At 58.3% G+C, this 11,764-nt stretch carries 10 protein-coding genes; 3 read left to right on the top strand and 7 right to left on the bottom strand.

Annotation, left to right across the window (positions count from 1 at the left end):
• Positions 1-31: 31 nt before the first annotated feature.
• From SMD27_RS16430 to SMD27_RS16445, 4 genes are all read right to left on the bottom strand, one after another.
• The gene (locus SMD27_RS16430; protein WP_320509495.1) at positions 32-838 is read right to left on the bottom strand and encodes an ABC transporter permease; all 807 of its coding nucleotides are present in this window, start codon (positions 836-838) and stop codon (positions 32-34) included.
• Positions 835-1,761, bottom strand: a complete 927-nt coding sequence (locus SMD27_RS16435) for an ABC transporter permease (RefSeq protein ID WP_320509496.1) — start codon at positions 1,759-1,761, stop codon at positions 835-837. The genes SMD27_RS16430 and SMD27_RS16435 overlap by 4 nt, the downstream gene beginning before the upstream one ends.
• Positions 1,758-2,771 (bottom strand): ABC transporter ATP-binding protein, encoded by a 1,014-nt coding sequence (locus tag SMD27_RS16440; RefSeq protein ID WP_320509497.1) that lies wholly within the window; start codon positions 2,769-2,771, stop codon positions 1,758-1,760. Before SMD27_RS16440 ends, SMD27_RS16435 begins: the two co-directional genes overlap by 4 nt.
• A 175-nt stretch (positions 2,772-2,946) precedes the next feature.
• Positions 2,947-3,987, bottom strand: coding sequence for an ABC transporter substrate-binding protein (locus SMD27_RS16445; protein WP_320509498.1), 1,041 nt, complete (start codon positions 3,985-3,987; stop codon positions 2,947-2,949).
• A 204-nt stretch (positions 3,988-4,191) separates the two neighbouring features.
• Between SMD27_RS16445 and SMD27_RS16450 the strand changes: the two genes are divergently transcribed.
• Entirely contained in the window at positions 4,192-4,890 is a 699-nt protein-coding gene (locus tag SMD27_RS16450; protein WP_320509499.1) for a GntR family transcriptional regulator, read from the top strand.
• A gap of 11 nt (positions 4,891-4,901) precedes the next feature.
• Here SMD27_RS16450 and SMD27_RS16455 read toward each other — a convergent pair whose 3' ends face one another.
• Positions 4,902-6,947, bottom strand: coding sequence for a PAS domain S-box protein (locus tag SMD27_RS16455; RefSeq protein ID WP_320509500.1), 2,046 nt, complete (start codon positions 6,945-6,947; stop codon positions 4,902-4,904).
• A 328-nt stretch (positions 6,948-7,275) separates the two neighbouring features.
• Between SMD27_RS16455 and SMD27_RS16460 the strand changes: the two genes are divergently transcribed.
• Positions 7,276-9,111: a trans-sulfuration enzyme family protein gene (locus SMD27_RS16460; protein ID WP_320509501.1), complete on the top strand. Its 1,836-nt coding sequence runs from the start codon at positions 7,276-7,278 to the stop codon at positions 9,109-9,111.
• Between the two features lie 9 nt (positions 9,112-9,120).
• On the opposite strand, the gene SMD27_RS16465 is transcribed toward SMD27_RS16460, so the two are convergent.
• The gene (locus SMD27_RS16465) at positions 9,121-9,420 is read right to left on the bottom strand and encodes an I78 family peptidase inhibitor (protein WP_320509502.1); all 300 of its coding nucleotides are present in this window, start codon (positions 9,418-9,420) and stop codon (positions 9,121-9,123) included.
• A gap of 212 nt (positions 9,421-9,632) precedes the next feature.
• On the bottom strand, positions 9,633-10,847 hold the full coding sequence (locus SMD27_RS16470; protein ID WP_320509503.1) for an MFS transporter: 1,215 nt from the start codon (positions 10,845-10,847) through the stop codon (positions 9,633-9,635).
• A 176-nt stretch (positions 10,848-11,023) separates the two neighbouring features.
• Between SMD27_RS16470 and SMD27_RS16475 the strand changes: the two genes are divergently transcribed.
• On the top strand, positions 11,024-11,761 hold the full coding sequence (locus SMD27_RS16475) for an AraC family transcriptional regulator (protein WP_320509504.1): 738 nt from the start codon (positions 11,024-11,026) through the stop codon (positions 11,759-11,761).
• The last annotated feature ends 3 nt before the right edge of the window (positions 11,762-11,764 follow it).

Raw genomic sequence — 11,764 nt, forward strand, 5'->3', positions numbered from 1 at the left:
GGCAAAATGAAGGAGCAGAGTGGAGGTTCGGTTAATTCTCGCGTTTCGTACCCAATATCTGCGCGATCGAGAGCATGAGGACCGACAAGATGATCAAGCAGGTAGAGATGGCGGCGATGGTCGGGTCGATTTCGTCCCGCAACGCGTTGAACATGCGTCGGGTCAGCGTCGTCGTTTCGCCGCCCGAAATGAAGAGCGAGACGACGACTTCATCGAAGGAGGTGGTGAAGGCGAACAAGGCGCCCGAGATGATCGAGAACCGGATCTGCGGTGCGGTCACCTGCCAGAAGGCCGACAGGCGCCCCGCACCGAGGCTGCGCGCCACGCGCTCCTGGTTCATGTCATAGCTCCGGAAGCCGGAGAGCACCGTCAGCACGACCAGCGGAATGGCGAGGACGGTATGAGCGAGAACCAGGCCGGTCAACGTATTGTTGATACCGATCCGGGCATAGAGGAAAAAGGCGCCGATCGCGATCAGGATCACCGGGATGATCAGCGGTGCCGTCAGGATCATGTTGATGATGCCAGTGAAGCGCAACACACTGGCATTCAGGGCATAGGCCGCAGCGACACCTATCGGGGTGGCCAGGATCGTCGTCATGACAGCAACTTTGATCGAGACCATCGTGGCATCGCGCCATTCGATCGAACCGAAATACTCGTTATACCAGCGCAGCGACCAGGTCGGCGGGGGGAATTGCAGCAGCGTACTGTCTGAGAACGACATCGGCACGATGATCAGGCACGGCGCGATGAGGAAGAACAGCACAAAGCCGCCGACCGCATAGAGCCACAGCCGTTGCCAATGTGTAATGGGAAGACCAGTCTGATCGCTCATTTCCCACCCCATGCAGCCTTGATTTGGCCGCGCAGCAACCAGTTGAAGAAGCCGAGAAGACCGAAGGTCACGATCAGCAATAAGACGCCAAGCGCACTGCCGGCGCCCCAATTGGCATAAAGGCTGGTCGTCTGCTGCATGCGCATCGCCCACATGATGACCCGGCCGCCACCCATCAAAGCCGGCGTGACGAAGAAACCGAGACAAAGCACAAAGGTAATGACGACACCGGCAGCTAGACCCGGCAGGGATAGCGGAAAGAAGATCTGCCAGAAAGTAGCAACCGGCCCGGCCCCGAGATTCATCCCGGCCCGTTGATAATCGGCGCTGATCGATTTCATCGAAGCGTAAAGCGGCAAAACCAGGAAAGGCAGCAGGACATGAGTCATGCCAATCAGGACGCCAGTAAAATTGTTCACCAGGGCCAGCGGCTGGTCGATGACGCCAAGATCGATCAGCAAGTTATTGATCAGGCCTTTGCGTTGCAGGATCACCAGCCAGGCATAGGTGCGCACCAAGACCGAGGTCCAAAACGGCAGGATGACCAAGATCATGCAGATGGAAGCGGCGCGCCGCGGTATCTGCGATAGCATATAAGCGAGCGGATAGCCAAGCAGGACACAGGCGCCGGTAACAGCGAAGGAAACCTTGAAGGTCGTCAGGAAGGTCTTGATATAGGAGCTCTGCTCGACGAAACGTTCGTAATTGACGAAGCTGAGCATGCCGTTTTCATCATAGAGCGACAGCCAGAACAGCCAGCCGACCGGCAGGATGATGATGACGCCGACCAGGAAGAGGCTCGGCGAGCAGAGACCGAGCAGGCCCCAAATTTCGTTGCGGGCGTTACGCTTGAGCTCGGCGACATTCAGCTCGCCAGATCCGACGTCGACGTCCTTGCCCGGATCGGTCACGAGGGCCGTCATGATTCGGCCTGTACGATCGCCGCATCCTCCGCATCGATCCGCAGATGGATCGGTTCGCCAGCGGCCGGCAGACGGGAGAGGACATCGCTGCGGCAATAATCCCGAAGCGCCATGACCTGGCCATCCTGCAAGGTCGCATAGCAAATGAAGCTGTCGCCCTGATAGACGACTTCACGCACCGAGGCGGCGAAGAAATTGCCCTGATCGCCGTTCGTGGTGCTATCTGCCAAGCGAACCTTTTCAGGGCGCGTCACCAACCAATGCTGGCCGGAACCGGGCACCTGCGAGTGTGTTTTGATCTGCCTGCCTTCGTACCAGGCAACGCCGTCGCGGCATTCAACCGGCATGAAATTCGACTCGCCGATGAAGCCGGCGACGAATTGCGTCTTCGGCCTGGTATAGAGTTCTTCCGGCTTGTCCAATTGCTCGATCCGGCCATTATTCATGACGGCGATGCGATCCGACATGGTGATTGCCTCGCGTTGATCATGAGTGACATAAACCGTGGTCATGCCAAGCCGGCGATGCAGGCTGCGCAGCTCTATCTGCATATGCTCGCGCAGCGACTTGTCCAAAGCCGAAAGCGGTTCATCCATCAGCACAATGCGCGGCTCGAAGACGATCGCGCGCGCCAAGGCGACACGCTGGCGCTGACCGCCGGAAAGCTGGTCTACGCGGCGGTCGGCATAACCGTCGAGCTTGACTTGGTGCAGCGCTTGCTCGACCTGGCGCGTGATCGTCGCCTTGTCGGCACGGCGCTGCTTCAGCGGAAAGGCGATATTGTTGAAAACGTTCATATGCGGAAAGAGCGCATAATTCTGAAACACCATGCCGATATTGCGCTTATGCGGCGGCATGGTGATGACTTCATCGGGCCCGATCTTGATGCTGCCGGAATTGGCGCGGACGAAGCCCGCGAGGATCATCAGCAGCGTGGTCTTGCCCGAACCCGATGGCCCCAGCAAGGTGAGGAACTCGCCGGGTGCAACTTCGAGATCCAGATCTTTCAAAACGTCCTGAGACCCGAAACGCTTGACGATCTTGCGTATGCTGATTGGCGGAGCAGATAGCGCGAGAGACAAATGGCACTCCCTTTGCGATCACTTGATAAAAGACATCGACCTGCCGGGACGCCCCGCACGCGACGTGTCCCGGCAGATCTCTTATTCGGCTATTCTGATCCCGTTACTGCTGGATGAGATTGTCGAACTGCTCTTGCGCTTCGACCTGATGCTCACCCCAGAAGACCGGGTCCAGCAGAATCTGGTGCTTCATGTTTTCCGGCGAGGAGTTGATGCTGGGCATCTTTTCCGCCGGAATCTTGCCTGTATCGAAAGCCTTCTGATTGACCGGGCCGTTGGCAACGAGCAGCGGCAAATTGGCTTGAAGGTCCGGGCTCACGAAACGAGCCAGAGCCTTCATCGCCAGATCCTTGTTCTTCGATCCCTTCGGAATGATCATGCAATCGGCGGTGAAGACGCCGTTATCGTAGCTGAAAGCAACCGGAGCGCCGCCGGTCTTCAGCGTGGTCGCCCGGCCGTTCCAGATGCTGGCCATATCGACTTCGCCGTCCTTGAGAAGCTGCAGCGCCTGCGCGCCCGAAGACCACCAAACGTCGATATTCGGCTTGATCTTTTCCAGCGACTTGACCGCGCGCTCGATATCCAGCGGATAGAACTTGTCCATCGGCACGCCATCGGCCAACGCCGCAACCATCAGGCTTTCCGTTGGAAAGGCGCCGAGCGCACGGCGGCCCGGAAACTTCTTCACATCCCAGAAATCGGCCCAAGTCTTCGGACCATTGCCGTCCTTGAAGACGTCGGTGCGATAGATCAGGACGACCGAGGTATAGCTGATGCCGACCCAGTCGTCGTGGACCAGGCGCGGATCGATGCCGTCGGATTTGATGACATTGTAGTCGAGCTTTTCGAACAGGCCTTCCTTGGTGCCGCGGGCGCATTCATCGGCGCCCATTTCAGCGATGTCCCACTTCACGGCATTGCCGGTTACCTGCAGCCGAACGTCGTCCAAGCCACTGGTCGTGTCCTGCTTAATTGTAATGCCGAGTTCCTTCGCCACCGGATCGAAGAAAGCCTTGGTCTGCGCTTCCTGGTAGGTGCCGCCGAAGGACGCGACCGTGATCGTCCCTTCCGCATGAGCCGCGCTTGCCATGGCCAGCGTCGCGCCGGCCAGGGCAAAAATTCCTGCAAGTTTCACTTTTCCCATTTGTCCCTCCCGGAGATGTAATTCGTATTCTCATTGAGTACGATATTGTATACAATAACAAATGTAGAGACAGACTCACGGGATTGTCAACCGCAGCTATTGCTCAAGGACCGTGCGTCTGGCGGCTGTGCCGTTTCCTCAGCGACACGACCTGACTTCTTTCGTTGCGAGCTAGGCCAAGCGGCCTTTTGGAGTCGACTATTTATGCGAGCACCACGCAAGACCCTGCGTGCTTCGGTCTATGAATCGCTGAAGGGTATGATCGTCACCGGAGATTTGCAGCCGGGTACCCGCGTCACCGAGAGCGAACTGGCCGAACGTCTTAATGTCAGCCGCACGCCTGTGCGCGAGGCGCTGAACCGGCTGGAGCAGGATGGCCTCGTCGTCGGCCGGCCGCGGCAGGGCTATACCGTCAAGGACTTCGACCTGCATACCTTCCGCGAAGCCTTCGAAATCCGGGAATTGCTGGATGGCTATGCGGCGGAATTGGCGACGGCCAATATTGACGCCGCCGGGAAGGAGCGTCTGCGCGGCATGGTGCAGGAATGCGAGCGGCTCGCCGCTTTGTCCGATCATTCGACCGAAGCGATGTTCGCGGAACTGCAGCTCGGCATCGATATCCACCGGGTCATCGCCGAAATTGGTGGCAACGAGACCTTGTGTCAGGTGCTTTCCGGCCTGTTCGACAAATGCCAGCATTATGTCTGGATGGAATTGCTGTGGCTCGACGAATGGAAGGCCGCACGCGACGAGCATATGGAAATCGTCGAAGCCATCTGCAACGGCAAGGCCAGTCTCGCAGGCGAGCTTGCCCGCAAGCATGTGCAAGGATCGCGCAACAACATCCTGCGGTTGCTGCAGACGAAGACGGCCTATCGCACCTTCCTCGCGCGCGCTTCCTGATTCGGCTTTTGCTACATCAACGTATCGGCCGCGATGCCCCAAAGCCGGATCGGCTTGCGCCTGCCGCGAATGGAATGCTCGCCGAGATCGGTAAAGCCCACCAGAATCATCGCGCCGCTTTCCTGCATGGCGCGCCGGATTAAATCGTCGCTGGCGACGATGGCGTGCTGTACGACGCGGCTGATATTTTCAATGCGGCTCGCCATATTGACCGTATCGCCAACAACAGCGAATTCCAGCCGTTGCTCGGTGCCGATATTGCCCAAGGTCGCCGGCCCGTAATTGAGACCGATGCCGATCTGAATGCACGGCTCGCCGGCCACGGCGCGGCGGCCGTTCCACTCTTTCAAAGCCCGCGCCATATGCTGTGCCGCGATGATGGCATTGGTAGCATCCGTCTTGCCCACATAGGGCGTTCCGAAAGTCGCCATCAGCCCGTCGCCGATATATTTGTCGATGGTGCCGTTTTGCGCGAAAACCGCCGTTTCGACCAATTTGCGGAAATCGCGCAGCAAATCGATTATTTTCTCGCCGGGCATCGCGGCGACCAGTTCGGTGTAGCCGTAGATATCGGCGAAGAGAACCGCGATCGGCTGTTCGCGGGCTAGACCGGTCGCGTCGCCTGCAAGGATCAGCTCCTCCACCATATTCGGCGAAAAATGACGCGCGAGCTGTGCTCGCTGCAACTGCACGGCGGCGAGTTGCGCTTCCAATCGCTTGCGATGGGAAATATCCCGAATCACGAAGGTGAACAGGCGTTCCTCCGGCAAGGCCACCTCGGTGACCGAAAGCTCGACCGGTACCCGGCTGCTATCCGCCCGGCACCCCTCGGCCTCGATCAAACGGTCTACCGTCGTCGCCAAATCGGCATAAAGCCTGGCCGGCATCGCCGGATCGCTACAGAGGGGGGATGAAATCAGCGCGCCGATCGAGCGGCCGAGAACTTCTTCACGGCCATAGCCAAAGATCTTCGAGGCGGCCAGATTGTATTCGACGATGCAGCCATCCGCTTCGGTGGTGATGATGGCATCGAAAGCGGTATCAAGGATGGCTCGCACACGCGCTTCACCGATCTGCAGACTGAGTTCGGCCGCCTTGAAATCAGTGATGTCGCGCATCGATCCCACGATGCGCGTGGCCTTTCCGTGATCATAGATGATGAGACCGCGCGCAACGATCCAGTGCACCTTAGCCATGGCATCTTTGACCCTGGCTTCGAAGCGGAACTGCTGCTCGCCGGTGGCGATGCAATGATCGAGATTGGCGATGACAGCATGCCAGTCCTCTTTCAGGAAACAGCTGAACAGCATGTCCGGCGCGTGTTCGGGGATCAGGATTGACAGATGCAGGATCTCGTGCAGCCGCGGCGCGCAATAGATTGTGCTTTCTTTCAGGTTCCAATCCCACAGCCCGTCATTTGCGCCGCGCGCCGCCAGGGCATAGCGTTCCCGGCTGAGGCGCAGCGCCTCATTGACCTGCGACCGATCGATCGCCCCCGCAATCAAGGCGGCGGCTGTCTTCAGAACATCGATATGCAGCGCACTCCACTGGCGTTCCCAGCGGCAATCATCCAGTCCCAGGAAACCCCAAACTCCGGATTGCAGCATGATCGGTACGGAGATGAAGGCCTGGGTGCCATGCTCGATGAAGGTCTGCCTTGTCTCGCCGGTTACGCTAGAAAGCGTCGCCTGGACGATCTCGCCGCGCATGCGCGCCTCGGCCCATGCGCTCAACTGACCTTCGGCTTCCGTCAGAAGAATATTGTGATAGCGGGGATCGTCGCTCAGCCGCGCCAAGCCGGGGCTGGCCCAGTCATAGCGGCAGCTCTCCGCTGGCCGACCATCGGGGGACGGGTGAATCTCGAACAAGGTTACCCGGTTCACATCGGTGGCGTGGCCTAGCCGGTTGAGTAGTTCTTGGATGCCGGCTGACCAGTTTTCATTGCCGATGATCTTGGTTGCAGCATAGCCGACCGCATCGAGCATCGCAGTTCGGCGCGCCAGCTCATCGAGGGGCGTTTCGTGATTAATCGCGTGCGTTGCCAAAACCACGGTCATGTTTTTGCCTGAACCGGTTGGACAGCGATAATCTTTGGGGAATGGCGCTTCTCGCGCCAGGAGAGGATCATCTCACATAACAACAAAAAAGTCGCGTCTATTTTGTATCTTTTCCCGCAAGAATGTTGGAATTCTTGTGAGTATCCCTCCTGGCAACAAAGTCCGCGACCTTTGGATCGATGCCCCGAAATGAAGATTAGAGACCTATAACGAAGCAGGGCTTGGGTGCAGATACCTTTCGCGCGCATGTTTTCACTATTGAAAGCGCAAATTTAGCCCTGTTCCGTCATACTGGTGGCGGATCCGTTCATCACGTCAGGCGTGAGGTATGGCGATGCAGAAAGACCCGAACCTGGCAGCTGCCCGCATCCTGAGTCCGCTGCGCAATACGACAAAAGCGGCTTCGGTCGATGCCTTGATCGAGGAACAGCTCCGGCATTTCTCGATCGATCCGGCATCGGCTTACGGTCAGGCGCTCGCGCGTCTGACCGCCAGCCTATATGCCGCCAATATGGCGACACATGATCTCTGGGCAGCGACGACCCAGGCCCTTGCCGATCTCGATCGCAAGGATCGTATCGCCTGGTTCAATGCCAAGCGTTTCGCGTGCTTCCAGCTCGCCAAGGTGCTCGACACCTTGCAGAACCCGATGCGCCGCACCTATCAGTCGCTGGCCAATGACGGCGGTCCGGTTGCCGGACGCGGCCCCTATCCGATCTTTGATAATGTGACGGCGATCTTCAGCGCGACACCCGTCATCACGCGTACCGCAACCTATCTCTACGCCTGCGTCGAATGGGTGGAAGATGCCTTCAAGGGCAAAGAACTGCTGCACGAAATTTATTCGCGCCTGCTTAACCCGACATCCATTAGCCTAGCCAATCATATCGTTGATGTCGAAGCGGGGCCGCGCGCCAGCGAGTATTTCGCCTGGAACTTCAATTCGGGCATGGCGGCGGTCGATGCGACCTTGGCACATCTAGTGGGATATCAGGACATCGTCTTGTCGAGCCGCAACGTCTATGGCGGTGTCTATCAATTGCTGCATGACTGGTACGGCAAGCGTAGCAACCTCGATGTTGCCCTCGAGTGGTTCGACGGCTTCACGGCGGAGGATTTCGCTGTGGCCTTGTCGGAAGTCGAACAATCATATGCCGACCGCCTCGCCGCGGGGCGGCATATCTATGTCTATCTTGAAAGTCCCTGCAATCCGCACGGCTACGTGCTCAATGTCGCTAGCATCTGCCGCCGGGCTCACGAAAAAGGCCTGACTGTCATTTGCGATGCCACGGTCGGCACGCCCTTTCTCCAGAAGACCTTGCGGCGCGAAGACCGGATAGAGCGGCCGGATTTCGTCATCCACTCTTATACCAAGGACCTTGCCGGCTACGGCACAACGACCGCCGGCGTGGTCATTGCCCGCAATGAAGACATGTTCCTACCCAAGGGGGAGAGCGTGACGGTGACGGCGGTGGACGGCAGGCCTCGCCGGATCAGTTGGGATGAAACCCTGTTCTGGAACGTCTACTATATCAAAGGTGCATTCCTAGACGCCGATAAAGCCTATGAAGTCATCAACGGCATTCGGACACTGGAACTCCGCATGCTCTCGAAATGCATCACCACCACCGTCCTGGCGCGGGCTCTTGCAGCGCATCCCGGCATTAATGTGCATTGTCCTGCGGTGCCCGGCCATCCCAATGCGGATCTCTGTCGAGCCAATATGTTTCTGGGATTGCCGGCGCCGTTATTCACGATCGACTTCGAACCGTCGGGCGGCCGGCAGGCCCTGTCTCGCGACGCCTTCAAGACTTTTTTCGATTCCCTCGAGCCGGTTTTCGGGCTTCAGGTCAGTCTCGGTCAGACGAATACGGTGGTGCTCTGCCCCGCTCTCACCAGCCACTCGGAAATGTCCGATGAGGCTCTAAAGGATGCCGGCATCTCGCGCACGACGATTCGCCTGGCAATCGGCTGCGAGGATCCCCGCACCCTGCTTGCCCATATCATCCGTGCGGCCGAACTCGCCTTTGACCCGGTATCGCCCGGCTTCTCGACGCAATTCATGGCAGCGGATGCGGTCGATAACCTCTATGAGGCGGTCTATCTCGACATTCATCGCCGCTTTATCGCCAGCCGCCCGACCATGGGCGAGCTATTGCAATAAGTGAGCCCGTCAGCCGCAAGAAATTTCGGTGATTACGTCTTGCTTGTCGAGCTTCACATTGGTGCGATCCGGCACATAATCCATCGTCACTGGCGTGTCCGGCTTGATCACCCGCACATGATGGTGCGGCACCGCCATCTCGATTTCGCGAAACAAGTCGACATCCAATTTCTCACCGATACGGTCCATTACCTTGTTCGCACCGCAAGTATCCTCCGCCGCCGAGATGGACTTTTGTTCAGCCGTACTCGAACAACCGGCCATGGCGAATGCGACACAGATAAAAGCTGACGAAACCCAAAATCGCATCGGTGCCTCTCCCAGAATCGAAAATGAATCCCCCAACATATATATTGGGACACGGCTGTCACCTACATGACACGTATGCTCAATATCAAGACTCATATTAGCACACTTACACCACAGATTGCGGTGATACCCGCACCGTTACGCTGAAAGATGAAGGCCACCAGCATCACGGCTGGTGGCCTACACACGTGATGGATACTGTTAAGAGAAGTCTATCTCCGCAAGCCTTTGCCCGGTTCGAGATTGGGCAGGAAGACAGTTAGCAGGCCGATGAGCGGCAGGAAGCCGCAAATCTCATAGACCGTGGTGATGTCGGTTATATCGGCGAGTTCGCCCAGCACCGCCGCACCGACACCGCCGATACCGAAAGCCAGCCCAAAGAAGAGGCCCGCCACCGTTCCAACTTTGCCGGGCATCAGTTCCTGGGCATAGACGACGATTGCACAAAAGGCCGAGGAGAGGATGAGGCCGACTGGAATGGTGAGTGCCACCGTCCAGAACAGGTTGACATGCGGCAGGATCAGGGTGAAAGGCAGCACACCCAGGATCGAAACCCAGATCACCAGCTTGCGGCCAAGCCGATCGCCGATCGGACCGCCGGCCAGCGTACCAATCGCCGCGGATCCCAGAAAGACGAACAAAAAGATCTGCGCCGATTGCACCGATACCTGGAAGCGGTCGATCAGATAAAAGGTGTAATAGCTGGTGATGCTGGCCATATAGAAGAACTTCGAAAAGATCAGAGCCAGCAACACAGCGAGCGCCATGCCGATCTGCCGACGTGACAAAGCAGGGCGTTCAATTGCCTCGCGCTTCCGGCCGGCGCGCGTTTTGCAATGGGCCTTGTACCAGTTGCCGATGCCGCCCAGCACGATCATGGCGAGCAAAGCTGCCAGCGAGAACCAGGCAACGCTGCCTTGGCCGCGCGGCAGGATGATGAAAGCCGCCGCCAGAGGACCGATTGCCGAGCCGAGATTGCCGCCCACCTGGAACAGCGACTGAGCCAGGCCATGCCGCCCGCCGGAAGCCAGCCGCGCCACCCGCGATGATTCCGGATGGAAGACGGAAGACCCCATGCCGACCAGCGAGGCCGCCAACAGCAGGACCGGGAAGCTGCTTGCTCGGGACAGCAGCAACAGCCCGACCAAGGTGAAGCCCATGCCGATCGACAGCGAATAATGCTTCGGTCGATGGTCGGTATAGAGCCCCACCACGGGCTGCAGCAGCGAGGCGGTAATTTGATAGGTCAGCGTAATAAGCCCAACCTGACCGAAATCGAGGTGATAGCCATCCTTAAGCATCGGATAGATCGCCGGAAGGAGCGATTGCAGCATGTCGTTCATCATGTGACAGAAACTGATGCTCACCAGGACGGCCATGGCCGTCCTATCCGCCGTATTGCGATCGGCTGTCGCCGCGATGGTCACGGAACTACTCCTTTTGAAAAATGACTTGCAACACCAGTGACGGTTGCTTCACCACTGGATTAACGCAGAATACACGATAGAATAAGGCCTGCTTGCGGAAGTGGGCCAGCTTCTTTCGAGATTAGGCCATGGTTAAAAACGCGCCAAGTGAATCTCTGGAAGCGATACCGAGGCCCATGGTGGCGCTCGGTAACGATTATCCAGCGAATTATGAGATCGCCCCGCACCGCCATGGCCGGGCGCAGCTCCTCTATAGCGGCACCGGGACAATGACCGTGCGGACCGAGCACGGCGCCTGGGTCGTACCGCCGGAGGAGGGGGTCTGGATCCCGGCCGGCATCCAGCATAGTGTCGGCATGATAGGGCAGCTCACAACCAGCAGCATTTATATCGACATGGCGGCGGTCCCCGACATGCCGGCGACATGCCAGGTGCTGTCGATCTCGCCCTTGATGCGCTCACTGCTGCAGGCGGCCGTCAATACCTCGCCGGAATATGAACCGCAAAGCCGCGATGGCCTGATCATGGCGCTGATGTTAGCGGAGCTGCGATTATTGCCGGTGCTGCCTTTGTCGCTGCCTTTTCCCCACCATCATAAACTGGCCCGTCGCTGCCGAGACTTTCTGGAAAGCCCGCATCTGCATCAATCGATCGATGATTGGGCCGATACCATGGCCATGAGCCGCCGCACCTTCACCCGTCTGTTCAAGCGCGAGACGGGCATGAGCTTCGCCGTCTGGATGCGTCAGGCCTGCCTGTTCTCTGCCTTGCGTCGTCTTGCTCAAGGTGAGTCCGTCACGACAATCGCCTTGGATCTGGGCTATGACAGCCCGTCAGCTTTCACCACTATGTTCAAGCGAGTACTGGGCGTCCCGCCCAGCCGTTATCTGGCCCAGCCCGCGACAAAGTCTTGATGC

Origin of the sequence: Dongia soli (genome assembly GCF_034044715.1) — a bacterium.
Lineage (GTDB): Bacteria > Pseudomonadota > Alphaproteobacteria > Dongiales > Dongiaceae > Dongia_B > Dongia_B soli.

Bases quoted from the DNA above. Each gene is read 5' to 3' on its own strand.
- SMD27_RS16450 (WP_320509499.1), top strand. From the start codon at position 4,192: ATGCGAGCACCACGCAAGACCCTGCGTGCTTCGGTCTATGAATCGCTG.
- SMD27_RS16435 (WP_320509496.1), bottom strand. From the start codon at position 1,761: ATGACGGCCCTCGTGACCGATCCGGGCAAGGACGTCGACGTCGGATCT.
- SMD27_RS16430 (WP_320509495.1), bottom strand. From the start codon at position 838: ATGAGCGATCAGACTGGTCTTCCCATTACACATTGGCAACGGCTGTGG.
- SMD27_RS16455 (WP_320509500.1), bottom strand. From the start codon at position 6,947: ATGACCGTGGTTTTGGCAACGCACGCGATTAATCACGAAACGCCCCTC.
- SMD27_RS16445 (WP_320509498.1), bottom strand. From the start codon at position 3,987: ATGGGAAAAGTGAAACTTGCAGGAATTTTTGCCCTGGCCGGCGCGACG.
- SMD27_RS16465 (WP_320509502.1), bottom strand. From the start codon at position 9,420: ATGCGATTTTGGGTTTCGTCAGCTTTTATCTGTGTCGCATTCGCCATG.
- SMD27_RS16475 (WP_320509504.1), top strand. From the start codon at position 11,024: ATGGTGGCGCTCGGTAACGATTATCCAGCGAATTATGAGATCGCCCCG.
- SMD27_RS16460 (WP_320509501.1), top strand. From the start codon at position 7,276: ATGGCGATGCAGAAAGACCCGAACCTGGCAGCTGCCCGCATCCTGAGT.